Genomic DNA, 26,010 nt, shown 5'->3' with positions numbered 1-26,010 from the left:
TTTTTGTTGAGAATAAAAAAATTTTTTTATGAAAAAAGTTATTTATCCCGGAACATTCGATCCTGTCACTTACGGTCATATAGACATTGTCAGAAGAGCAGTTGAATTATTTGATCAGGTTATTGTAACAGTTGCAATAAATCCTACCAAGCAACCTCTCTTTACAACTGAAGAAAGAGTTGAGATGCTTCGCGAAAGTCTTAAAGAATTTGATCGTGTTGTTATAGATTCATTTAATGGATTAACAGTTGAACATGCTAAACAAGTCGGTGCAATCGGAATAATAAGAGGATTAAGACAGATAAGCGACTTTGAGTTTGAATTTCAAATGGCATTGATGAACAGGAAACTTGCTGGTGATATAACAACAATCTTTCTGATGCCTCACGAAAGATATACTTATCTCAACTCTACGGTTATAAGAAATTTAGCATCTCTGCACGCTGATGTAAGTAATTTTGTCCCGCCAAATGTTCATGAAGCTTTAAAAAAGAAATTTCCCTGATGTTTTTTAGTTCAATTTCCTCTTGTTTCTCTGAACAAACGAAAATAAGTTTCAGTAGCAATTTATAAATTTATTTACATTTTCAGGGGTTTCTATGAGTCTTAGTTTAATAGCAAAATCCATCAAACCCTCCCCCACTCTAAAGTTAAATGAAAAGTTCGCAATACTAAAAGAAAAAGGTGATCCCGTAATTCACCTTGGTGGTGGAGAACCTAAAAGTAAAGCTCCAATGGATGCAATGCTTGCCGCAATTGCGCATGTAAATACCGGTGAAGTTCGTTATGCACCGGCAGATGGTATTCCTGCATTGAAACAGGCAATCATACGCTACACAGAAGAATTTTATGAAAGAAAGGTAAAGCCGGAAAATGTTATTGCTTCAAGCGGAGCCAAGCAAGCTATTATGGTAGCTCTACAGGCAATATTAAATCCACAGGAAGAAGTTATTTTTCCTGCACCTTACTGGGTAAGTTATCCTGATATGGCAAGATTGATTGGTGCCATTCCTGTGCCTGCTCTGCCTGAGGACGGAACATTCTATCCTTCAATCAAAGATATAACTGATAGAGTTGGCTCTTATACAAAAGCTGTAATCATAAACAGTCCGAATAATCCAACAGGAGCAATGTACTCTGAAGACTTTATCGCAGAAGTAGTTGAGTTTTGTGAAAAGAAAGATCTGTGGTTGATTATGGACGATATTTATCATCGTTTGATTTTCGATGGAAGAAAACCAATCAACTGTTACAAATTTGCGAAGAAGCTGGATGAGAATTCCAAGATAATTTTAATAAATGGTGTATCTAAACAATATGCAATGACAGGTTACAGAATTGGCTGGGCTGTTGGAAATAAAAAAGTGATTGAAGCAATGGCAAATATTCAGGGACATCAGACCTCAGGTCCTTCTGTTATTCTGCAGAAAGCTGCTGTTGGTGCATTGAATGGAATTCAATCCGGAGTTGAAAGTTTGCGCGCAACACTTGAAAACAACCGTAATGTAATGATTGCTCTTCTGAATTCATTTGAAGGTGTTCGTGTTACAAAACCTGACGGAACATTTTATTGTTTTGCTGACTTTTCAGCTTACGAAAAAGATTCCAACAAACTTTCCGAATTTCTTATTGACAAAGTTCAGGTGCTTACTGTTCCAGGAAAAGAATTCGGACTTGATGGTTACTTGCGTTTAAGTTATTGCGGTTCGATTAAAGACATTCAGGAAGGAATTGAAAGAATGAAATGGGCTTTAGATCCTAATTCACCAAATGAATTATACATTGGCGACAGAAAATTAGTGAGGGATTGGGCATGAGTAAATATTTAGAATTCAACACACCGGCTACAAAGCAGGCAATGGAGCTTGCTTCTGATTATAGATTGAAAAATCAGGGTTTCACTGATCTTGATAGAGTTTTCTGGAATTTACCAGATGAAGCTTTGTACGAAGAAATAATTTTTCGCAATGAAGGAAGACTTACTAAACAGGGTCCTATTGTTGTTCATACTGGTAAACATACCGCACGAGCTGCAGCAGATAAATTTATTGTTCAGGAACAATCTACCAATGATAAGATTTGGTGGGGAATCTATAATCGTCCGTTCAGTTCTGAAAAGTTCAATCAATTGATGGGAAGAGTTCAGGCATATTGCCAGGGTGAAGAACTGTTTGTGCAGGATTGTTATGTGGGTGCTGATCCTGATTATAAAATGCCGATAAGAATAATTACGGAAAAAGCATGGCATAGTTTATTTGCAAGAAATATGTTCATCACAACTGAAAACCGTGACGAACTAAAAAAATTCGTTCCTGAATTTACTGTAGTTTGCTTACCAGGCTTTAAAGTTGATCCTGCAGTTGATGGAACAAGAACCGAAACCGCCATCATTCTTAACTTTGAGCAAAGAATGGCTGTAATTGCAAATACGCTTTATGGCGGAGAAATTAAAAAATCAGTTTTTACTCTGTTGAATTTCCTTCTGACTTTTGAAGATGTATTACCGATGCATTGCTCGGCTAATGTTGGAAAAGATGGTGATGTGGCTCTTTTCTTCGGTCTGAGCGGAACTGGTAAAACAACACTATCAGCTGATCCTAAGAGAAGATTAATCGGAGATGATGAACACGGCTGGAGTTCACAAGGAGTGTTTAATTTTGAAGGCGGATGTTATGCGAAAGTTATTCGCCTTTCTGCAGAACACGAACCTGAAATTTATGCAACGACAAGACGATTCGGTACAATTCTCGAAAATGTAGTTTACGATTTAACAAGCCGCTACATTGATTTGGATGACGACCACATTACAGAAAACACAAGAGCTTCATATCCTCTTGAATTTATTCCAAACATTGTTCCTGAAGGATATGTTCGTTCGCATCCAAAAAATATTATTTTCCTTACTTGTGATGCTTCGGGTGTTCTTCCACCAATTGCAAGACTAAATCCGGCACAGGCACAATATCATTTTATAAGCGGTTACACTTCGAAAATCGCAGGCACAGAAATCGGATTAGGAATCGAGCCGCAAATAACTTTCAGCGCTTGCTTTGGAGCACCATTTATGGTACGTCATCCATTCGAATATGCTGCTATGCTAAAGGAAAGAATGCTGAAGCACAATGCAAACGTGTGGTTGGTTAATACCGGTTGGGTTGGCGGAAGATTCGGAGTTGGGAAAAGAATTTCCATCCGTCATACAAGAAATCTTTTAAATGCAGCCCTTGAAGGTAAACTCGATAATGTTCAATACAGAAAAGATAAATTATTTGGTTTCGAAGTTCCACTGACTTGTCCGGATGTTCCCGCAGATGTCCTTGATCCTTCAAGCAGTTGGGGAAATAAAGATGAATATTGGAAAAAGTATGATGCACTTGCAGCAAGATTCATTGAGAACTTTAAATTATTTTCTGATGGTTGCAGCGAAGAAGTTAAAAATGCTGGTCCTGTAAGACTTGGCAAATGAAAAAATATTTTATTAAGTTTAATGAGAACCATTTGGGCACTAAATAACAATTCACCTTCAATCAATATTAACAGGAGTAATACTATGAAAAAACAAATTCCTGCTTTATTTGTTCTCATTGTTCTCGTTCTATTTTCTACTGTTGATGTATTTTCTCAATGGGTTGCGCAAACCAGTGGAACAACAGTAAGACTCAGACAGCTTAAAGCTGTTGACGACAATGTTGTATGGGCTTGCGGTGCAAGTGGAGTTGTTCTCAGAACAATTAATGGAGGCACTACCTGGGAAGTCAAAACTCCAACGAATGCAGCAGTAACTAATTATTCAATAGATGCAATTGATTCTTTAACTGCCTGGGTTACAGGTACAGTTGGTGGTTCTGCAGATTTTACAATCTGGAAAACTACTGATGGTGGTATGACTTGGACAGCACAATATAACAATCCGGCTGGCTTTAGTGACGGCATTCGCTTCTTCAATGCAAATGATGGAGTTTGTTATGCTGACCCTGATCCCTGGCCTTCAACTTATTGGGAAATTCTTGTAACAACTAATGGTGGAGATACCTGGACAAGAGTTCCTGCAAGCAATATTCCGCCGGCTGATAGCACAAATGGCGAATATGGAGCTGCTGGTTCTATTGATGTTGTTGGAAACACTGTTTGGTTCAGTTCATATTATAATGGTAGTGCAAATCCTACCAAAGTTTATAAATCAACAGATAAAGGTAATACCTGGACGGTGTCAGGATTTAATCAACAACAAGGGTTCGCTGGCTCCAGTTATCTGGCTTTTGCTAATGCCAATGAAGGTGTTGCAGTTTGTCTGGATGGAACAACTGCAAAAACAACTGATGGAGGTGTAACCTGGACTGTAACTCCTGTTACCGGTGCTGCTTTCAGATATGTTGTTAATGTCCCTGGTTTTAACCTCTATTTAGCTGTAGGTTCATCTGGTGCAAGCTGGTATTCTTCAGATGGTGTAAACTGGACAGCACTTTCAACAGGTACAACTCAAACTCTCTATGGTATTGATGCTACAGCTAATTTTGCCTGGGCTTGTGGTAATTCAGGCACAATTCTCAGATTCTCTGGACCACCATTACCTGTTGAATTAACTTCATTCACAGCATCTCTTGAAAAAGAAGGTGTTCAGTTAGTTTGGACCACAGCTTCTGAATTAAATAATCATGGATTTGAAATTCAGAGAAGCGCAGATAAATCTGATTTTACAACTATTGGATTTGTCAAGGGACATGGTTCAACAACTCAGGTTCAGAATTATTCCTTCATTGACCGAAGTGCATTTGAAGGCAAATATTATTACAGACTAAAGCAAATTGATTTCAATGGCCTTTATAATTTTTCAGATGTCATTGAAGTTGATGTAAGAAGTATAGATAACTTTGCTCTTGAACAGAATTATCCGAATCCGTTTAACCCTACTACTTTGATTGGATATGTTCTGAAAGAAAAAGCTTCGGTTAGATTATCTGTTCACAATATTATTGGTGAAGAATTAGCTGTACTTGTAAATGAAGATCAGGAGAAAGGTTATCACAGTGTTAACTTTAATGCTACTAATTTGCCGAGTGGAGTTTACCTCTATAAACTTCAGGCAGGTAATTTTACTGCGATGAAGAAAATGGTTCTTATGAAGTAATCAAATATTTTTAACATAAAATATTCTAATAAAGTTTGTCAGTCTGTTTTCCTGAAGGGCTGACAAACTTTTTTTTGTCAAAGCTGTAACAATGTTATTGCTAAAATATTTTTTCCTATTTTTCAGTACCTTAATCAAATCATAATTACCAAAATAAGGAGGACTCAGAAATGAAGATGTTACAGGAATTCAAAGCATTTGCAATGAGGGGAAATGTTGTTGATATGGCAGTAGGTATAATCATCGGAGGTGCGTTCGGAAAAATAGTTTCATCATTTGTCGGTGATGTAATTATGCCGCCAATTGGATTGCTGCTTGGTGGGGTTGATTTCAGTGACCTTGCATTAACTCTAAAAGCCGCTGAAGGAGATCAACCAGCTGTTATGCTTAAATACGGAATGTTTATAAACACAGTGATTGACTTTATAATAATTGCTTTTGCAATTTTTATGGTTATTAAAGCTATGAACACTCTGAAAAAGAAAGAAGAAGAAAAACCTGCTGCTCCACCTGAGCCACCAGCAGATGTAAAACTTCTTACTGAGATCAGAGATTTGTTAAAGAAATCTTAATCAGAAATATTTAAACAATTAAATTCGAAAGTCACGCTAAGTATTTTTACCCAGCGTGACTTCATTTTTCATTTCATCAAATTTTCTTTGAAGAACTTTAGTGTCAGTTCCTTTGCTTCATTAGTTGCTTTTTCATCAAAATTGCTGTTGCTTGGATTTGCAAAAGCGTGATCAGCATTAAAACTTTTAACAGTTACTTTCTTTCCTGCAGCTTTCAAATTCTTTTCGAGATTTCCATAAACTTCAGGCGTTATCCAGCCATCTTTCTCAGCAAAAATTCCCAATACCGGTGCGTTTAAATCTTTAAATGTTTCGGGAGTATTTTCAATTATTCCGTAGTAAATAACACAAGCTTTACCCTGCTTGCCGGCTAAGATGCTTGCCTGTAATGACCAACCGCCTCCAAAGCACCAACCAATGGTTCCAATCTCAGCATCTTTACCAGCAAATTTTATTGCACCTTTAATAATCTCCATCGAACGAGTTTTATCATTTGATTGCATCAGTTTTGCAGCATCTTCCCTTTTAGTTGCAACCTGACCATCATATAAATCAAGCGCCATTATGTTCACATTACCTAATTCTTTTTGTAATTCGTCTGCTTCTCTTTTTATGTTATCATTTAAACCCCACCACTCGTGGAAAACGAAAACAAATTTTTTTGATGGTTTTGGTGACTGGATGTAATAAGCATTTGCTTCTTTTCCATCAGCTGTTTTGAATTTAATCATTTTACCTTTAGCATCCTGCAATACAAAATCTTTAGGTAATTGGTGAGCTTCACGAAAAGATTTATCCTCACCAAAACTTGCGAATGAAACATCAACCTGACAGCAGGACTTTTCCTGAGCAAAGTTGATTGACGAAAACAAAATAAACGATAAGAAAATTAGTAATCGGTACATCTGACCTCCTTTTAAATGAATAATATTTATGTGGTGTTTTTATATTTGTGCGCAACAATAAGAATTTTTGAACAAAATAAACAGGTTATTCGATGAACATTAAATTCTCTATCATAGTTTCATTTCTGTTTTTATTAACAGCATACTCTTGTGCGAGTCGTGAAGAAAAAATAGAACTTATTAAACAAGAAGTAGAAGTAATAAAAAATAAAACTGATAATGCTGAGATGTACACCGGACTATTTGTTCAGGGAGAAAACCGTTCGAACTTCAGAGCTTATTTTGATGATAAAGACTTAATTTATATTTATGAAGACCTCGCAAAAGGATATTGGAGCGGAGTAACCAATCTCTATTTTTTCAAGAATGATGAATTAATTTATTTATCTCAAAAAGAAGTTGGCTTTGAAGGACCCAACTCTAAAAACAAAAGAAGCATTGAAGTTGAAATTTATTTTGATGGTCAAAATGTTCTTGAATCTTCAAAGAAACTTAAGGGACAATTCGTTGACATTCCGCAGGAAGAAATAAATGATATTCTTCAGCATACCAATAAATTGATGGAGGTCGCCAAAGCATTGAATCCGAAACTTAACTAAAGCGAAATGTATATGATAATTTTTTAATCTGTAATTATTAGTATGCAAAATTGCTTATTTCATAATTCCTATTATTAAATTTTTTGGTAATTGGTTTATCGCATTTATCTTTGCATAAAATTTTTCTCACCAAACTAATCCGAAACAGGAGCAAAAAGTGATAGCTGATCGTGTAAAAAATATGGATGCCTCTCCAACCATGATGGTTGCAGCAGAGGCGAAGAAATTAAAATCTCAGGGTGTGAATATAATCGACTTAAGTGTTGGCGAACCTGATTTTCATACACCAAATCCGATAAAAGATGCAGGCAAAATTGCCATTGATGAAAACCGAACAAGATACACATTAAATCAGGGAACAGTTGAATTGCGAACAGCAATTGCTGCAAAACTAAAACGAGATAATCATCTTGATTATAATATTAATGAAATAATTGTTTCGAATGGAGCTAAGCAAAGTGTTTTTAATGCAATACTTGCAACAGTAAATCCAGGTGATGAGGTAATCATCCCTGCACCTTATTGGGTTTCTTATCCCGCAATGGTTCATTTGGCAGATGGTATTTCTGTTATAATTGATACAGACGAAAAAAATGGTTTTAAAGTCACTGGCGAGCAATTAAGAAAAGCAATTACTCCAAAAACAAAAATGTTTATTCTGTGCAATCCATCTAATCCAACAGGTTCGGCCTACACCAAAGAAGAATTACAGGAAATTGCAGAGGTTGCACTCGAAAATAATTTTTACATTCTCTCTGATGAGATTTACGAAAAAATGGTTTATGATGATTTTAATTTCGTCAGCTTTCCTTCATTGCATCCTGATCTCAAAAAGAAAACAATTCTTGTAAACGGAGTTTCAAAAACCTATGCGATGACCGGCTGGCGAATTGGTTATGCTGCCGGACCAGAAGCAGTTATAAATGGAATCAATAAAATTCAGAGTCATACAACTTCACACGCATCATCAATATCACAATCAGCCGCAATTGAAGCTGTTGCCGGTCCGCAGTATATCATTGATGAAATGTTAATTGAGTTCAGGAAAAGAAGAGAATATATTTTTAATGAGTTAATTTCTATTAGCGGTGTAAGTTGTTATAAGCCTGAAGGAGCATTTTATCTTTTCCCAAACATTTCAACTTTCTTTAATCATCACACCGAAACATTAAGAATCGAAAGTTCATTTGACTTTGCAATGTTCTTACTTCACGAAGCTCATATTGCAGTTGTTCCCGGAAGTGCTTTTGGCAAGGAAGGATATATTAGATTGTCGTATGCAACTTCAATGGATCATCTTAAAGAAGCAGTTTACAGACTGAAAAAAACACTAAATCATTTAATCTGAATTTATTAATCCTTTTCTTAGTGACTTTTTGTGTTCATAATGAATTAGTAGTAAAGACTAGTTTTACCACTTGACTTTATAACATTTAGTTTCACTTAGTTATTAAAGTGAGTAGAACTATTTATTAATCTTAAGAAGAAGTGCTTTCTCAACTTGCTCAACGGGCATCTTTTCGCCCGTCCAGATTTCAAAGGATTTAGCTGCCTGATTAACAAGCATTTTTATACCATCAACAGTTCTTGCACCGTTACTCTGCGCAAGTTTGAGCAACTTTGTTTGAACAGGATTATATACTAAATCAAATACTATCTGCTGTTTTGAAAACAAATCCTTCTGAGTCAGAACCGCATCATCTTCGTCAGGATACATTCCAACAGAAGTAGCATTAACAATCAAAACTGAATTTTTAATTATATCTTTTATATCAGGTGGCATAAGTTCATTAACTGTGAAGGCATCAAATTTCATTTTTGTTTTGAAGAACTGTCTCAGGGTTTCTGCTCGTTGTTCAGTTCTGTTAACCAAATGAATTTTTGAAGGTCTGAAATGTTTGATAAGAGTATAAATAACTGCTCTCGCTGAGCCACCTGCTCCAATCACCACACATTCATTATCCGAAATTTCCTTTCGATATGAATACAATGATTCAAGAGCACCGGCAACATCGGTATTGTAACCGAACAATTTCCCTTCTTCAATCAACACAGTATTAATTGCTCCCACAAATGATGCTTCTTCGGATACTTTAGACATAAATTCTTTTACTTTTACTTTGTGAGGTATCGTTACATTAAAACCTCTGTAACCTAATGCAACCAATCCTTTTATAGCGCTCTTCAGATTTGCAGGTACAACATTAAATGGCAGATAAATGTAATCAAGTCCGGTCAGTTCAAAAGCAATATTATGAATAAAAGGAGAATAAGTATGCTTAATAGGATGGCCGATTAATCCAACAAGTTGAGTTTTAAGATGCATTGAGTCTTTCATAAAAAATCATCGGTAAATTAAATTTCACCTAAAAGTCTTTTGAACAATTTTGATGTTTTAATGTCCGGATATTCATTTTCGAATTCATTTCTGATATCCGGATTTATTTCGAATGCCTTCTTCAAACAGTCGATTGCTTCCTGAGTACGATGCAGAATAAAATTTATTTTTGCTTTGGAATACATTGAATTAGAATCCTTCGGATTTATCCGAAGACATTGATCATACGCTTCAAGCGCATTGAGCCATTTATTTGCTTCGTAATATGTTTCGGCAAGGTTATACCAGATGTCATAACCATCCGGCTGAAGCCGGGCAGCTTCCAGATAACTTTTAATTGATTCTTCAAGATGACCAAGTGAATATTCAAGATCTGCTTTTGCGCGCCAAGCGTCTGGATCATCACTTGATATTGAGATTGCTTTATTAAAATCTCTTAGTGCCAGCTGATATTTCCCAAGCGAATCGTAACAATAACCTCTTGCGAGATATGCTTCAAAGTATTCTTCATCACTTTCAATTGCTTTTGAATAATATTTTACTGCTTGTTGAAGTTCTCCGATTTCTTCATAAACACTTGCAAGATTGTAATAAGCAGTTTCATCAAATGGATCAATCTCAATTACTTTATGAAAGCATTCTATTGACTGTTGATATTTTCCTAAATCAGCTAAAGTATTTCCTTTATTATACCACGCACTTGCAAAATCATCACGAATGGAAGTTGAAAGATCAAAACAGTTGACTGCTTCTTCAAGCTTTCCGGTTTTAACGAGAATAATTCCTTTGTTGTACCAACCACTTGCATTATAGGGATCGAGGTCAAGAAATTTTTCATAAGCTGCGAGTGCTTTATCAAAGTCATTTAATGCTTCAAAGCAAAAACCAAGTTCATAATAAACTTCGATATAATCCGGATCAATTTTTATAGCGCGCTCAAAATAAGGTATTGCTTCGGCATATTTGAATTGTCTTTGATACAGAAGTCCAAGACTAAAAAATGCATCTTCATTTTCAGGGTCGATTTCCAAAACACGTCGAAGGGATTCCTCTGCCTGCTGATAAAGACCCATATTTTCTTCTGCAGCCGATTTATCTACAAGTGTTTCTGTATCATTAGGATTTAATGAAAGTGCTTTCTCAAATGAATCAATTGCTTCTTCAAACTTCATTAATCCATTAAGAAGAATTCCCTTCTTTAACCAAAGCTCAGAGTTGTACGGAAAGATTTCCAGAAGTTTATCAGTAAAATAAAGTCCATCTTCAAATTTTATGAAATCAATACAGTCCTGAATTAAATCTTCAATTCGCTCAATTGAATCATAGATATATCCATTTTCTAAAATTGCTTTACACTCTTTTATTTCTTCTTCAAGATTTTCGGAAGATTCAAAATTATCTTCCTGGGAATATTCAGAATCGAACAATGACATTAACTCTCCTAACAATTATATATTTTCAAAAAAAATCTAATTGGAATTAAAACTAAAATCAAGGCGAGTAAAATTTTGATTTTAATTAAAAAGTATTATGAATCATGCGGTTTGAAGATTTCGCCCTTACTTCAAACCGCATCCTGATAAAAAATTAATTTCTTAAAACTGAAGTTACTTTTTCAGCAGCTTCCTTCAGACTTTTTGCTACTTCAAAATGTAAATCTGAAGCAGCGAGCAAATCAGCAGCTTCTTTAGCGTTTGTTCCTTCAAGTCTTACAACAATCGGAACTTTAACTGCCATTTCTTTTGCAGCATCGATAACTCCCTGAGCTACTCTGTCACAACGGACAATTCCACCAAAAATATTTATCAGTATCGCTTTAACATTCGGATCAGAAAGAATTATCTTAAATCCATTAGCAACTGTTTCTTTATTAGCACCGCCACCAACATCAAGAAAGTTAGCCGGCTCACCTCCGGCAAGTTTGATAATGTCCATTGTAGCCATCGCAAGTCCGGCTCCATTTACCATACAACCAACATTTCCATCAAGCTTGATGTAGTTAAGATTATATTTCGATGCTTCAATTTCCAACGGGTCTTCTTCATCAAGATCACGATATGCATAAATTTCAGGATGACGGAATAATGCGTTGTCATCAAAATTCATTTTAGCATCTAATGCAACAACTCTATCATCATTAGTAATTATCAATGGATTAATTTCAAGCAGTGAAGCATCAGTCTCTTCATAAGCACGATAAAGATTTTTAATAAACGGAATAAAGCTTTTGAAAGCTTCTCCCTGCAAACCAAGTGCAAAAGCTAATTTACGTGCCTGATAATTTTGTAATCCAACTGCAGGGTCAATCCATTCCTTAATAATTTTTTCCGGTGTTTCTTCTGCAACTTTTTCTATTTCAACTCCGCCTTCTGTTGAAACCATAATAACATTTTTCGATACTGCCCTGTCGAGTAGAATTCCCAGATATAATTCTTTTTTATAATCGAGACCTTCTGCCAGAAAAATAGTTTTAACAACTTTTCCTTCCGGTCCAGTCTGATGAGTAACCAAAACATTTCCTAAAATTTTCTCGGCATATTCAGTGGCTTTTTCGGGCAGAGTAGTGAATTTAACTCCACCTTCGAGCAATAAGTTTTCACGATTTCTAACATCATAAATTTTTCCTTTACCTCTTCCGCCAGCGTGAATCTGCGACTTAACCACAAATTGATTTATTCCTCTCGCCTGGAGCTCGGCTAATGCTTTATCAAATTCAGCCATAGTTTTAACGGGAATTCCATCCTGAACAGGCACTGAATATTTTTTAAGAATTTCTTTTGCCTGATACTCGTGTATTTTCATTTAGTTACCTCTAATTATTTTTTAATCAATTTTTTTTCAAATGAATATTAAATAAAGTGAAAAGAATAATCTTTTTATTCACCCATAAACGGATAACGCCAATCCTTAGGTGGATCGAAAGTTTCTTTTATTGTTCTTGCGGTCATCCATCTTAAGATATTCATTGCACTGCCTGCTTTATCATTAGTTCCTGAAGCTCTTCCACCACCGAATGGCTGCTGCCCAACAACTGCTCCGGTTGGTTTGTCATTTATATAGAAATTACCTGCAGCATTTCTCAATGCATCAGACATTTTAACAATTGCCTTCCTATCTTGGGCGAAGATTGCACCTGTTAATCCGTATGGAGAAGTTTCATCACATAACTTTAAAGTTTCATCAAGTTTATTATCATCATAAACATAAATTGTTAGAACAGGACCAAATATTTCCTCTTCCATTGTTTTGAATTTTGGATTAGTAGTTACTATTGTTGTTGGCTCTATAAAATATCCTTTTGAATCATCAAAGTTTCCACCGGTGATTATTTCAGCTTCTTTGGATTCTTTTGCATATTTAATGTAACCAGTAATTGTTTCGAATGCACCTTTATCAATAACAGCACCCATAAAGTTTGTGAAATCTTCTACATCTCCCATTTTAATTTTGCTAACTTCATTAACATACTTTTCTTTGAACTCCTTCCAAATTGATTTCGGAACATACATTCTTGAAGCGGCAGAGCATTTTTGTCCCTGATATTCAAAAGCTCCGCGAAGTGAAGCAACAACAAGTGAATCAACATCAGCTGAGTTGTGAGCAAAAATGAAATCCTTTCCACCGGTTTCGCCAACGATTCTGGGATAGTATTTCATATTCTTCAAATTATCAGAAATCAGTTTCCACATATTCTGGAAAACTTCAGTTGAACCGGTAAAATGAATTCCCGCAAGATTTGGATTTGTCATTGCAGGCGTTCCGACCTGACCACCTGAGCCAGGAACAAAGTTAATTACTCCTTTTGGCAAACCTGCTTCTTCAAATAATTTCATCAACCAATAAGCAGAATAAACTGCACTTGAAGCTGGTTTCCACAAACTAACATTACCAACTATCGCAGGTGCTGTTGGTAGGTTTCCCGCGATTGAGGTAAAGTTAAATGGAGTTACTGCAAAAATGTATCCTTCAAGTGGACGATATTCAACTCTGTTCCACATTCCGATTGGTGAAATCGGTTGATCTTTCATAAGTTCAGCCATGTAGTAACTGTTGAAACGATAGAAATCAACAAGCTCAGCTGCTGAATCAATTTCTGCCTGATGAACTGTTTTCGATTGACCAAGCATTGTTGCAGCGTTTATTGTTGATCTCCACGGTCCGGATAATAATTCAGCTATTTTAAGAAACACTGAAACTCGGTGTTCCCAAGGCATTACAGACCATTCTTTTCTGGCTTCGAGAGCAGCTTCAATAGCCATTTCAACTTCTTTCTTACTTGCTTTATGATACACTCCAAGAATATGGCTATGATTATGGGGAATTCTGATTTCTTCAGTGTTTCCGGTTCTGATTTCTTCACCACCAATTATCAGTGGTATTTCGATTTGTTTTGATTTGAGTTCTGCTAATTTTTTCTTTAACTCTTCTCTCTCAGGACTTCCTGGTTTGTAAGATTTTACGGGTTCATTTACGGGTTGTGGTACTTTGAAATATGCGTTTGACATGGTAATTCCTCAATATTAAAAATTGTAGTTGAAAAATTACTGCTTTTGGGCGGGATTATCAATTTGGAATTTGTTTGTCTGAAGCTAAAACACAAAAAGTTACAATAAAATTTTCTTTTTGCAATTAGTGTTTTTGATAGTATTTTTTCAAAGAGAATAGATTCTTTAGCTGAAATCTGCTCAGGATTTCTAGTAGGGCAAAAGTTTCAAAAATTCACTAATTATAAGGAGAGAAAATGGCTGAATTACACAAATCTGTAACAACCATTCCACGCCTCTATCGCTATCTTACCGAAGAATACAGCAAAACAACTAATAAAGATTTATTACGATATAAAGTTGACGGAAAATTTGTCGGAGTTTCATACGATCAGTTTAAGGAAGAAACTGACAGCTTTGCTTTTGGTCTGGCAAATCTTGGCGTAAAACGGGATGATAAAATCGCAATCATCTCAGAGAACCGACCTGAATGGGTTTACAGCGATATGGCAATTTTAAGTTTAGGTGCAATTGATGTTCCGCTTTATCCTTCACTTACTGCTGAATCAGTTGAATTCATTATAAACAATTCCGAATCAAAAGGAATAATTGTTTCGAACAAATTTCAGTTAAATAAGTTTCTTAAAATCAGAAATAATTGTAAGACTGTTGAGTTCATAATCATTTATAACGAAAAAGACTTTGACCCGAATATTCAAGGGCTTTATACTTTCAAACAAGTACAGGATATTGGTAAAAGATATAGCAAAGAACACCCAAATCTTCTTAAAGACAGCATTGAAATGACAAAACCTGAAGATGTTTGTACAATCATTTACACTTCAGGAACAACAGGTGAACCTAAGGGAGTAGTTTTAACTCATAACAATATACTTTCGAATGTTCGTGCAGCACTTGAATGTTTTCCAATAAATAAGGATGATATTTTCCTTTCATTCCTTCCTTTGTGCCACATCTTTGAAAGAATGGCTGGTTACTACACTGCATTTTCTTCCGGTGGAACAATTTGTTATGCGGAGAGCATTGAAACAGTTGCTCAGGATTTGGTTGCAGTAAAACCAACAATAATGACAACAGTACCTCGTCTGTTCGAGAGAATTTATTCAAGAATTATTAAAAATGTAGAATCTCAACCGGAGAAAAAGCAAAAAATATTTCATTGGGCAATTGATATCGGAAAAGAATATGCTCAGGCAAAGAAGAAGGGAAAAGTTTCAATTGCACTCGCTGCTAAAAATAAAGTTGCTGATAAACTTGTGTTTAAAAAACTGAGAGAACGAACCGGTGGCAGATTAAGATTTTTCATTTCCGGTGGTGCTGCTCTTTCAAAAGACCTTGGTGAATTTTTTGAAGCAGTAGGAATCTTAATAATTGAAGGATATGGTTTAACTGAATCTTCTCCTGTGATTGCTGCAAACAGAGTTGATGATTATAAATTCGGAACAGTTGGAAAACCTTTCCCCGGTGTTGAAGTTAAAATTGCTCCAGATGGTGAGATTCTTGCCAAAGGTCCCAATATTATGCAAGGTTACTACAAGAATAAAAAAGAGACTGAAGCTACGATTATTGATGGCTGGTTACATACCGGTGATATTGGTGAATTTGATGCTGAAGGATTTCTAAAAATTACGGATCGCAAAAAACATCTCTTTAAAACCTCTGCAGGAAAATATATTGCACCAACTCCTATCGAAAATCTTTTCCTTGCTAGCAAATACATTGATCAGTTCGTTTTGATTGGCGACAGGAGAATGTTTTTAACTGCTTTAATCGTCCCGGATTTTGAAGCATTGAAAGAATATGCTGACTCAAATAAAATTCCATACACAAAAGTTGATGATTTAGTTCGTGATGACAGAATTTATAAGTTACTTGAATCAGAACTCAATCAGATGCAAAGACAATTAGCCAACTATGAAAGAGTGAGAAAGTTTGCGTTGCTTGATAAGCCTTTCTCAATTGAAACAGGTGAAATTACTCCAAGCTTGAAAGTAAGAAGAAAATATATTGAAGAAAGATACCGCAATCTTATTGAAAAGATGTACGAAAGTCTTGAGAAGAAGGAAAGTTAGACTTTATTAAGTAGTTCAATCATTTTATTATGAATTTTTCCATTGGTGGAAAGGATTGTTTTATTAAAAATAGAAATAGTATTTCCATTAAAATCTGTAACCTTTCCACCAGCTTCTTCAACAATTAATTTACCTGCACAAATATCCCACGGATTTAAATGTACTTCCCAAAATCCATCAAACACACCATTGGCAACATAACAAAAATCTATTGCAGCAGAACCAAGTCTTCTTACTGCACGGGCAACTTTAATCATTTCAATAAATCTTTCAAAAACTTTATCGGGATTTTCAGCAACATTATATGGAAATCCTGTTACGAGTATACTTTCTTCAATATTATCATTTGAATTGACGGTGATTCTCTTTTCATTTTCAAACGCACCACTTCCCTTCTCCGCTGAGTATAGAACATCCCGCATCACATCATAAACAACTCCGGCAACAGTTTCATTTTTATACTGAACACCTATTGAAACAGAAAAAATTGGTAAACCATGTGCAAAGTTTGTAGTTCCATCAAGCGGATCAATTACCCAAAGATATTCTGATGAACTTTTGTGTTCACCACCTTCTTCAGCAAGAATATTATGAGTTGGAAATTTCTTTCTTATAAATTCAGTTATAGTTTTTTCAGATTTTTTATCTATCTCAGTAACAAGATTTTTCAAATTATTTGACTTTACTTCAACTGAAAACCTTGTACCGTGAGCACTTCGAATTATACCGCCTGCTTCTTTTGCAATTTGAATAATGTCATTTATCATAATTTTCTTGTGATGTATAAATGAGTGTGTTGTAATTAAAAAATAAAATTAAAATTTTGTTATTGTAATTTATCATATTATTGTCGAAGAAAATTTGTTGCCCGTCAATCAAAAAAAAATATTTTTACTACTCACCATTTTGATTTTATCATTATCAAATCAGAACTTTTCTCAAAGTATATTCGATTCAAACTTCGGAACAGATGGAATAACTATTCCTCAGATTAAAGCTACGAATTTCGGATTTTGGTCTCTTTCACTTCAGAGAGATAATAAAATAATTGCAACAGGATGGGCATATAATGACGAAGAATCCCCAAGCGAAATTTCACTGATAAGATTACTTGAAAACGGAGAAAGAGATACTTCATTTAATCCATCAGGATCATTTAGTGTTGGTAACGGAACCTGGCAAGATGCTTATGCTTCTGCGATTCAAAGTGATGGAAAAATTTTAATTGGAGGCAGATATTTTAACGGAACAAGTTGGGATTTTATCATAATCAGATTCATTGAAAATGGAACATTAGACTCAACATTTGGGGTAAACGGAATATTTACAAAGGATTTTTTCAGGAAAGATGATAGACTTTTCTCAATGGACATTCAACCTGATGGAAAAATTGTAGCTTGTGGTTTTGCAGAAAAGTTTAACTGGGATTTTGCAATTATCAGATTAAATCCTGATGGTAGAATTGATTCATCTTTTGGTGACAATGGAAGCAAAGTCATTAATATCGGTTCATATAACGATGTTGCTTTTTCAATCAAAGCCCAAAATGATGGAAAAATTATCATCTGTGGTTGGACTTACCTCTTTGGCAGTTGGGATTTTGCTCTGGTAAGATTAAACTCCGACGGATCGCTAGATAATAGTTTTGGTTCAACCGGAATTGTAACTACGGATTTCCAATACAAATACAATACAGCACATTCCATTGCTATCCAGAGTGATGGTAAATATGTTGCTGCAGGATATACAGAAAAGACTGGTCTTCCTGACACAGACATAATGCTTGTCAGATATAACATTAATGGTTCGATTGATAAAAGTTTCGGAAATAATGGAATTCTATTAGCAGATTATGATAATGCTGATGATTTTGCGTGGGTAGTAAAATCTGATAATTATGATAAGCTTATTGTTGGAGGGATTAAAACTATTGATGGTTCGAAAAATCTTTTGGTTGCAAGATTTAATAGTGATGGCTCAACAGATTTGTCTTTTGGTAATGAAGGAATGTTTGACTTTAATTTCTATGGTTTTGATGAAGAAGTGAGAGATTTGCTAATACAACCAGATGGAAAAATAATTTTAACTGGTTACTATTCAGATAGAAAAGCAAAGAAAGGTTTTCTGATACGATTGAATAATCCATATAATTCTATAAACATTCAATCTGAAATTTTGTTGCGTAATTTTCCAAATCCTTTTAACGCTTCGACAAAAATTTCATATCAAATTCCGACATACCTTGCTAACAATGGTAATATTTATTTGCCTGTAACTCTGAAAGTTTATGATTTACTTGGAAGGGAAATTGATACTCTTGTGGATGAATTAAAAGAACCCGGATATTATGAAGTTGAATTTCCGTCTGATATAAATTCTTTAAAACTAAGTAGCGGAATTTATTTTTATAATCTTGTAATAAATGGAATTTCACAAACCGGAAAAATGATTTTAGTTCGATAACATCTGGTATTAAGCCGATTTATGAATTTTCAAGTCATATTAACTTCAAGTAAAAGTACTTTCCTTGATAGCTCAAATCAAATTGGATATATTAGAAACACTTAAAAACAAATAATTTATAATATGACTAACATTTACGGAGAAACTGAAATTTTAACAGACAATCAAAAAAGTTTTATTGATGATATTCCGGATGTACTTCCGGTTCTTCCTTTAAGAGATATTGTTATTTATCCTTATATGATTTTTCCTGTTCTCGTTGGCAGAGAACAATCGATTCGCGCAGCAAACTACGCAGCAGAGAATACAAAATACATTTTCCTTTCAACTCAAATAAAATCAAGTATTGAAGATCCGACTCCAGCTGATATTTATCCTGAAGGAACTATCGCAAAGATTGTTCAAATACTAAAACTGCCAAATGGTTTGATGAAAATTTTAGTCGATGGACTTGTGCAAGGAAGAATTGTTGGCTTTACAGAAAGAACTGATTTTTTCGAAGCGCACATAGAAGCTGTATTTCCTAAAGTAGAAATTGATCACGAGATGAATGCACTTGTTCGTCAGATGACTCAGTTATTTAAGGATTATGTAAAGATAAGCAGAAATGTTCCGAATGATACTATCGCAGCATTTGATAACATAGAAGAACCTGACCGAAAACTTTTTTATGCTGCTGCTAATGTCATTCAACCAATTGAAGTTAAACAATCAATACTTCAGAAAACAACACTTAAAGAGCAATACTATGAACTTATAAAAATTCTTAATTCAGAAATTGATATTCTTAAAATTGAAAAAGAAATAGATACAAAAGTTCAGGAAAATATAGCGAAGACTCAGCGGAAATTTATTATACAGGAGCAGATAAAAATTCTTCAGGATGAACTTGGAGAAGATGAAGATGCTTCGCCGGAATTTTCTAAACTTCGTGAAGCAATTAAAAAAGCAAAAATGCCTCAGGAAGTGGAAGCGAAAGCAATGGAGGAACTTAACAAGTTAAAGAAGACTCCTCCGATGTCACCTGAATCAACTGTGATAAGAAATTATCTTGATTGGCTGATTGATGTTCCCTGGTCAAAAAAGACTAAAGATAATTTGAACATAAAACATGTTCAGAAAATTCTGGATGAAGATCACTTCGGATTGGAAAAACCAAAAGAAAGAATCATTGAACACATTGCTGTCCTTAATCTCGTCAAACAGATGAAAGGACAGATTCTTTGTTTCGTTGGTCCTCCGGGAGTTGGAAAAACATCTTTGGGTAAATCAATTGCAAGAGCTTTAGGAAGAAAATTTGTAAGAATAAGTCTTGGTGGGGTTCGTGATGAAGCTGAAATAAGAGGACACAGAAGAACTTACATTGGTTCAATGCCAGGCAAAATTATTCAATCAATGAAAAGAGCAGGAACAATCAATCCTGTTATTCTTCTTGACGAAATTGATAAAATGAGTATGGACTTCCGCGGAGATCCATCTGCAGCAATGCTTGAGGTTCTTGATCCTGAACAAAATCATTCATTTAATGATCACTATCTTGAAGTTGATTATGATTTGAGTCAGGTGTTGTTCATTACTACTGCAAATGTTCGTTATAACATTCCTCTGCCGCTTCAGGATAGAATGGAAATTATAGAATTACCCGGATATCTTGAATATGACAAACTTGAAATCGCAAAAAGACATATTCTTCCAAAAGAACTTAAAGCACACGGATTGTTAAACAAAAATGTGATAGTTACTGATGAAGCGATAAGAAAAATAATTCGTGAATACACACGCGAATCAGGTGTGCGAAATCTAGAAAGAGAAATAGCAACAGTTTGCAGAAAAATTGCAAGAGATATTGTGCTTAAAGAATCATCTAATGGTAAATCAAAATCAAAAACAAAATATCTGGTTGATGAAAACAAAGTTGAAGAATATTTAAAAGTACCGAGATATCGTTATTCAAAGCACAGCAAAACACTTAAAGTTGGAAGTGTTACTGGTTTGGCCTGGACAAGCACAGGAGGTGAAATTCTTAATGTCGATGCTGCAGTAATGATTGGTCCCGGAAAATTAACTTTAACCGGACAACTTGGAAATGTAATGAAGGAGTCTGCTCACGCAGCATTAAGTTACTTAAGGGCTCACGCTAAAGAACTACATCTTCATCCTGATTTCTTTAAAGGAAAAGAAATTCATGTTCACCTGCCTGAAGGAGCAATTCCAAAAGATGGTCCTTCTGCCGGAATTGCAATGGCAATGGCAATGTACTCGGCTGTAAGTGGAATTCCTGCAACAAACAATGTTGCAATGACCGGAGAGATTACGCTCACAGGTTCTATTCTTGCTATTGGAGGACTAACTGAAAAGCTGCTTGCTGCAAAAAGAAATCAGATAGAAACTGTTCTTATTCCAAAAGAAAATGAAATTGATTTGAAAGAAATTCCAAACGAAGTAAAAGAGGGAATTAAAATAGTTCTGATTGAACGAATTGAAGACGCAATTCCTTATGTATTCCCTTCTCTAAAAAAATCAGTTAAAGTTAAAAAGAAATCGAAGAAGTAATGGCTGAAGTTTTAGAAGTAAAAAAAGATGCTCAACTTTCAGAGCAGTATGAATTATTGATCAAACAACTTAAAAGTCTGTTATCAAAAGAAGAAAGATTAATAACAAATCTTTCAAATCTTACTGCAGCATTAAAGCAAACTTTTGATAAAATTAGTTGGGTCGGATTTTATTTGTTTGATGGAGAGATTTTATACCTGGGTCCATTTCAGGGAAAGGTTGCTTGCACTAAAATTAAACTTGGAAGTGGTGTTTGCGGAACCGCTGCGGAAAAAGGCGAAACAGTTATTGTACCCGATGTGAATAAGTTTCCCGGTCATATCTTCTGCGATCCTGATTCCAAATCTGAAATTGTTGTTCCGATGTTTAAGAACAATAAATTAATTGGAGTTCTGGATGTGGACTCTGATTCATTTAACTCTTTCGATGAAACAGACAAAAAATATTTGGAAGAAATAGTTAAATTTCTGACAGAAGAAATAATTAACTAATTATGACATATCAAGTAACAGCACGAAAATGGCGTCCGCAGAAATTTGAAGAAGTAGTCGGACAGGAGCACATAACTGAAACATTAAAAAATTCTCTAAGAAAAAACAGAATTGCACACGCTTATATTTTTACAGGTCCTCGCGGAGTCGGTAAAACAACAACAGCCCGAATACTTGCAAAGGCACTAAACTGTTTAAATCCTGTTGACTTTGAGCCCTGTAACAAATGCGAAATGTGCAAAGCAATTAACGAAATGCAATCGATGGATATAATCGAGATAGATGCTGCAACAAATCGTGGAATTGATGAAGTTAGAACTCTTAGAGAATCAGTTAAGTATGCTCCAGCGCTTGGCAAATACAAAGTTTATATTATTGATGAAGTGCATATGTTAACAACTGAATCGTTCAATGCATTTCTCAAGACTTTGGAAGAACCACCGGCTCATACAATTTTTGTTTTTGCTACAACTGATATTCACAAAGTTCCACCAACTATTATTTCACGATGTCAGAGATTTGATTTCCGAAGACTTCAGATTGAAACCATTAAACAACAGTTGAAAAAGATTGCTGATGAAGAGAAAATAAAAATTGATGATAAAGCTCTTACAATCATTGCAAAAAAGGCTGATGGTGGAATGCGCGATGCACAAAGTTATTTCGATCAGGTTATAGCTTTCTGCGGCGAAAATGTTGATTCAGAAACTGTATCCAAAATCCTGAATTTAATAGACGAAGAAACTTACTTTAATATTTCAGATGCAATTATTTCTAAAAGCTTCCAAACAGTTTTCGATACAATAAATACAATTTATCAAAATGGCTGGGACTTTACGGATTTTCTTGATGGCCTGATTGAACATTTCAGAAATATTCTTACAGTTGTATTAACAAATAAAACCGATCAGATTGAATGTGCAGAAATCTATAAACCAAAATATTTCCAGACATCAAAAGAATTTTCGAAAGGTGATTTGTTAAGAATACTTAACTTCCTTGCAAAGTCACAACAAGAGTTGAGGTTTTCCAACAATCGTAAACTTAAGCTTGAAATAATTTTATCTCACTTAATAGGACTTGAAAAGTCTGCAACAATTTCAGAAATTATTTCAGCATTAGAGGAAGGAAAAGCTTCTGACTTTAGTGATGAGCCAATAAAAAAAAAGCCCATCGATAAAGTAGCAGAGCCAACGCCCTTAATAAAAAATACAATCCCAATAAAAAAAGAAAAAAAATCATCTGAAGAAATTCAATCTTCTCAAATCAGTGCATCAGTTGCTTCTTCTTCAACTGTAAAAGCTAACATCAATAACTTCGAAGAAATTGTTTCCCGGTGGAATTTATTTGTGGACGATATTTCGAAAGAAAAAGCATTTCTGCTTGCACCGATTTTCAGCAAAATTCAACCGGCAGATATTGATGGGAATAAGCTTTATCTCGAAAATCTGGAACCAGGTTTTATGGAAACTCTGAGTTTAAATCAGGAATATCTCGAGAAAAAATCAATGAACTTTTTTGGTAAAAAACTACAATTTGTCGAGAAAAATCCTGAAAAAAACGAAGAAATTAAGCACACTACTCAAAATATCAGTAAATCCTCAATTTCAGACCCATTCGAAAGAATAATTATTGAAGAGCTTGGAGGCCGGGAAATCTCTTAATTGCTCACAAAATTTCTCACGCTAAATACTTTTAATATTGAAAGATAATAGATATTTTTGGTATCTATGTCTGAAAAACTCATTATTGCTATTGATGGTCCTGCAGGTTCCGGAAAAAGCACAACTGCAAAATTGCTGGCGAAAAAGTTGGGCTACTTATACATTGACACTGGTGCGATGTATCGTGCAGTAACTCTTTATGCCATCAAGAATAATATTTTAAATGATGAAGAAAAAATTATTGAGCTTGCTTCCAAACTAAACATAGAATTAAAGTTCGAAGACGGACAAACAAAAGTTAATGTAAATGGAAAAGATGTAACTGAAGAAATTCGTTCTTTGGAAGTTAATCAAAATGTAAGTCCTGTTAGCAAGATTGAAGGTGTTAGAAAAATTCTCGTTCAGAAACAAAAAGAGATGGGAAAAAATGGTGGTGTTGTTATGGAAGGACGAGATATAACCACTGTTGTTTTTCCAAATGCAGATGTAAAAATTTTTCTTACTGCCAGTATTGATGAAAGAGCAAGAAGAAGAGCTTTAGAGTTTGCTCAAAAAGGACAGCAAGTTGATATTGAGAAAGTTAAACAGAATATTCTTGAACGAGACAGAATTGATTCAAGTAGAGATGTAAGTCCGCTTACAAAAAGTCCTGATGCAGTTGAAATAGATACATCAAACTTATCAATTGAACAACAGGTAGATTTGATTTTAGAAGAATCAAAAAAAGTTGCAGATAAAAAAGGAATTAAATTAACAATAAACTAAAGCCGGTAATTATGTTAAACTAATTACTGTTTTTTATAGTCTTCCGGCTTGGATTATAAAAAACAGAAAAAACTTTAAGGAGGATTAATGTCCCAAACAAAAGAAACGACTCTCAATACGCTGACACCCGATGAGATTGAAAAGGCGAAAGTCAAATTCAACCACGATCAGTATTCAAATGAAGAGTTCGAAACACTCGCTAAACTTTATTCCGAATCATTCAGAGATGTTAAAGAAGGCGAGTTGGTTCGCGGTAAAATCGTTCGAATCCAGGGCGATAATGTTATTGTTGATATTGGATTCAAGTCTGAAGGAACAATTCCCAAATCTGAATTTCCTGCCGATGCTGAAATAAAAGTTGGTCAGGAAGTAGAAGTTGTTCTCGAAAGTGTTGAAGACCAGGATGGAAATCTTGTACTTAGCAAACAAAGAGCAGACTTCCTGAGAATCTGGGAAAGAGTTATTAATGCTGCTAAAACCGGTGAAGTTCTTCAAGGCAAAATCATTAAGAGAATTAAAGGCGGAATGGTTGTTGACCTGATGGGAATGGAAGCATTCTTACCGGGTTCACAAATTGATGTTAAACCAATTCGTGACTTTGATGCCTTTGTTGGTCAGACTATGGACTTCAGAGTTGTTAAAGTTAATGAACCAACTGAGAATGTTGTAGTATCACATAAAGTTCTGATCGAAGAAGAAATGAAAGACCAGAGAGCGGCAATTCTGCAAAGTCTTGAGAAAGGTCAGATACTTGAAGGAACTGTTAAAGCAATTACTGACTTCGGTGTGTTCGTCGACCTCGGTGGTGTTGATGGTTTAATTCATATCACTGATTTAAGCTGGGGAAGAATCAATCATCCAAATGAAGTAGTCAAACTTGATGAAACAATTAAAGTTGTAGTTACTGATTTTGATGAAGAGAAGAAGAGAATTTCTCTATCTCTCAAAAAACTTCTTCCACATCCATGGGAAAACATCGAGCAGAAATACAAAGTTGGTGATAAAGTTTCCGGTCGTGTAGTTTCTCTTACAGACTACGGTGCATTCATTGAAATTGAAAAAGGTATTGAAGGTTTGATTCACAATTCTGAAATGAGCTGGACTCAACACATTAAACATCCAAGTCAGGTTGTTGCAATGGGTCAGATTGTTGAAGCAATCATCTTAAGTCTTGATAAAGAAGAAAAGAAAATTTCTCTCGGAATCAAACAACTTGAACCAGATCCATGGCAGAAGCTTATGGAAAAATATCCGGTTGGTTCGAGACATATGGGAATTGCAAGAAATCTCACCAACTTTGGTGTATTCGTTGAATTAGAGCCAGGAGTTGATGGACTAATTCATATTTCAGATTTATCCTGGACAAAGAAAATTCGTCATCCCGGTGAAGTTGTAAAGAAAAATGAAAAGATTGAAGTAATTGTTCTAAGTGTAGATGTTGATCAAAGAAAAATTTCACTCGGACATAAACAGATAACTGAAAACCCTTGGCCAAAATTCGAGCAGATTTATTCTGTTGGAACTGAAACCACTGGTAAGGTTGTTCGCATTATCGAAAAAGGATTAATTGCTGAACTTCCTGAAAAAGTTGATGGCTTTGTTCCGGCAACACAGTTATCTACTGCAAAGATTAAAAATCTTGCAACTCACTTCCCTGTTGATGCTGAGTTACCACTAAAAGTAATTGAGTTCGATAAGGAAAGTAAGAAAATTGTTCTTAGCGCAATTGCAGCATTAAAAGAAAAATCAGATGAAGAAATTCAGAAATACATTGTCACATTTAAATTAGAAAAAGTAACTGTGCAGAATATCAAGAGCGCTGAAACAGGAACTATTGATACATCTGATTTTCCAATCTTTGAAGAAGCTTCACCTGAAGCTCCAAAAGAAGAAAAGAAAGAAGAATCAAAATAACCCTTATCAAAAGGTAAGGAAAAATGAGCGGGATTTTTCCC

20 protein-coding genes are annotated in these 26,010 nt (G+C 35.0%); 14 read left to right on the top strand and 6 right to left on the bottom strand.

The window, feature by feature from the left end; all coding sequences use genetic code 11:
* Positions 1-28: 28 nt before the first annotated feature.
* The 5 genes from coaD to mscL all read left to right on the top strand — a co-directional run bounded on the left by coaD (position 29) and on the right by mscL (position 5,700).
* Positions 29-505 (top strand): pantetheine-phosphate adenylyltransferase, encoded by a 477-nt coding sequence (gene coaD / locus Q0X14_RS00265; RefSeq protein ID WP_014559947.1) that lies wholly within the window; start codon positions 29-31, stop codon positions 503-505.
* 94 nt (positions 506-599) lie between these two features.
* A complete protein-coding gene (locus tag Q0X14_RS00260; protein ID WP_297840843.1) occupies positions 600-1,817 on the top strand; it encodes a pyridoxal phosphate-dependent aminotransferase in 1,218 nt (405 codons plus the stop codon).
* The gene (pckA, locus tag Q0X14_RS00255; RefSeq protein WP_297840840.1) at positions 1,814-3,466 is read left to right on the top strand and encodes a phosphoenolpyruvate carboxykinase (ATP); all 1,653 of its coding nucleotides are present in this window, start codon (positions 1,814-1,816) and stop codon (positions 3,464-3,466) included. The genes Q0X14_RS00260 and pckA overlap by 4 nt, the downstream gene beginning before the upstream one ends.
* Before the next feature lie 84 nt (positions 3,467-3,550).
* Complete coding sequence (locus tag Q0X14_RS00250; protein ID WP_297840836.1) at positions 3,551-5,128, top strand: T9SS type A sorting domain-containing protein; 1,578 nt, start codon at positions 3,551-3,553, stop codon at positions 5,126-5,128.
* 170 nt (positions 5,129-5,298) lie between these two features.
* Positions 5,299-5,700, top strand: a complete 402-nt coding sequence (gene mscL / locus Q0X14_RS00245) for a large-conductance mechanosensitive channel protein MscL (RefSeq protein ID WP_297840834.1) — start codon at positions 5,299-5,301, stop codon at positions 5,698-5,700.
* A gap of 68 nt (positions 5,701-5,768) precedes the next feature.
* Here the strand turns inward: mscL and Q0X14_RS00240 are convergent, their stop codons facing one another.
* A complete protein-coding gene (locus tag Q0X14_RS00240; RefSeq protein WP_297840831.1) occupies positions 5,769-6,605 on the bottom strand; it encodes a dienelactone hydrolase family protein in 837 nt (278 codons plus the stop codon).
* A 92-nt stretch (positions 6,606-6,697) separates the two neighbouring features.
* Here Q0X14_RS00240 and Q0X14_RS00235 point away from each other — a divergent pair, with 92 nt between their 5' ends.
* A complete protein-coding gene (locus Q0X14_RS00235) occupies positions 6,698-7,204 on the top strand; it encodes a hypothetical protein (protein ID WP_297840829.1) in 507 nt (168 codons plus the stop codon).
* A 157-nt stretch (positions 7,205-7,361) separates the two neighbouring features.
* Positions 7,362-8,552: a pyridoxal phosphate-dependent aminotransferase gene (locus Q0X14_RS00230; protein ID WP_297840827.1), complete on the top strand. Its 1,191-nt coding sequence runs from the start codon at positions 7,362-7,364 to the stop codon at positions 8,550-8,552.
* Positions 8,553-8,669: 117 nt separating this feature from the next.
* On the opposite strand, the gene Q0X14_RS00225 is transcribed toward Q0X14_RS00230, so the two are convergent.
* The 4 genes from Q0X14_RS00225 to pruA all read right to left on the bottom strand — a co-directional run bounded on the left by Q0X14_RS00225 (position 8,670) and on the right by pruA (position 14,047).
* On the bottom strand, positions 8,670-9,542 hold the full coding sequence (locus tag Q0X14_RS00225) for a shikimate dehydrogenase (RefSeq protein WP_297840823.1): 873 nt from the start codon (positions 9,540-9,542) through the stop codon (positions 8,670-8,672).
* A 17-nt stretch (positions 9,543-9,559) separates the two neighbouring features.
* Positions 9,560-10,975: a tetratricopeptide repeat protein gene (locus tag Q0X14_RS00220; RefSeq protein WP_297840820.1), complete on the bottom strand. Its 1,416-nt coding sequence runs from the start codon at positions 10,973-10,975 to the stop codon at positions 9,560-9,562.
* A 154-nt stretch (positions 10,976-11,129) separates the two neighbouring features.
* On the bottom strand, positions 11,130-12,344 hold the full coding sequence (sucC, locus tag Q0X14_RS00215) for an ADP-forming succinate--CoA ligase subunit beta (RefSeq protein WP_297840817.1): 1,215 nt from the start codon (positions 12,342-12,344) through the stop codon (positions 11,130-11,132).
* A gap of 74 nt (positions 12,345-12,418) precedes the next feature.
* Positions 12,419-14,047 carry an L-glutamate gamma-semialdehyde dehydrogenase gene (gene pruA / locus Q0X14_RS00210; protein ID WP_297840812.1) on the bottom strand — a complete coding sequence of 543 codons (1,629 nt, stop codon included), beginning with the start codon at positions 14,045-14,047 and terminating at the stop codon, positions 12,419-12,421.
* Positions 14,048-14,283: 236 nt separating this feature from the next.
* On the opposite strand from pruA, the gene Q0X14_RS00205 reads away from it, so the two are divergent.
* On the top strand, positions 14,284-16,119 hold the full coding sequence (locus tag Q0X14_RS00205; protein ID WP_297840809.1) for a long-chain fatty acid--CoA ligase: 1,836 nt from the start codon (positions 14,284-14,286) through the stop codon (positions 16,117-16,119).
* On the opposite strand, the gene Q0X14_RS00200 is transcribed toward Q0X14_RS00205, so the two are convergent.
* Positions 16,116-16,886: an inositol monophosphatase family protein gene (locus Q0X14_RS00200; RefSeq protein WP_297840806.1), complete on the bottom strand. Its 771-nt coding sequence runs from the start codon at positions 16,884-16,886 to the stop codon at positions 16,116-16,118. The genes Q0X14_RS00205 and Q0X14_RS00200 overlap by 4 nt on opposite strands.
* A gap of 139 nt (positions 16,887-17,025) precedes the next feature.
* On the opposite strand from Q0X14_RS00200, the gene Q0X14_RS00195 reads away from it, so the two are divergent.
* From Q0X14_RS00195 to rpsA, 6 genes are all read left to right on the top strand, one after another.
* Entirely contained in the window at positions 17,026-18,582 is a 1,557-nt protein-coding gene (locus Q0X14_RS00195) for a hypothetical protein (RefSeq protein ID WP_297840803.1), read from the top strand.
* 123 nt (positions 18,583-18,705) lie between these two features.
* Positions 18,706-21,135, top strand: a complete 2,430-nt coding sequence (gene lon / locus Q0X14_RS00190; protein ID WP_297840800.1) for an endopeptidase La — start codon at positions 18,706-18,708, stop codon at positions 21,133-21,135.
* A complete protein-coding gene (locus Q0X14_RS00185) occupies positions 21,135-21,626 on the top strand; it encodes a GAF domain-containing protein (protein ID WP_297840797.1) in 492 nt (163 codons plus the stop codon). Before lon ends, Q0X14_RS00185 begins: the two co-directional genes overlap by 1 nt.
* Positions 21,627-21,628: 2 nt before the next feature.
* Complete coding sequence (gene dnaX, locus Q0X14_RS00180) at positions 21,629-23,290, top strand: DNA polymerase III subunit gamma/tau (RefSeq protein WP_297840794.1); 1,662 nt, start codon at positions 21,629-21,631, stop codon at positions 23,288-23,290.
* A gap of 66 nt (positions 23,291-23,356) precedes the next feature.
* Complete coding sequence (gene cmk, locus Q0X14_RS00175) at positions 23,357-24,055, top strand: (d)CMP kinase (protein WP_297840791.1); 699 nt, start codon at positions 23,357-23,359, stop codon at positions 24,053-24,055.
* A gap of 87 nt (positions 24,056-24,142) precedes the next feature.
* Positions 24,143-25,969 carry a 30S ribosomal protein S1 gene (gene rpsA / locus Q0X14_RS00170; protein WP_297840788.1) on the top strand — a complete coding sequence of 609 codons (1,827 nt, stop codon included), beginning with the start codon at positions 24,143-24,145 and terminating at the stop codon, positions 25,967-25,969.
* Positions 25,970-26,010 lie beyond the last annotated feature (41 nt).

Source organism: Ignavibacterium sp. (assembly GCF_025998815.1).
GTDB lineage: Bacteria > Bacteroidota > Ignavibacteria > Ignavibacteriales > Ignavibacteriaceae > Ignavibacterium.
Note: the sequence above shows the minus strand (reverse complement) of the source record. Positions and strands in the feature narration are given on the sequence as shown.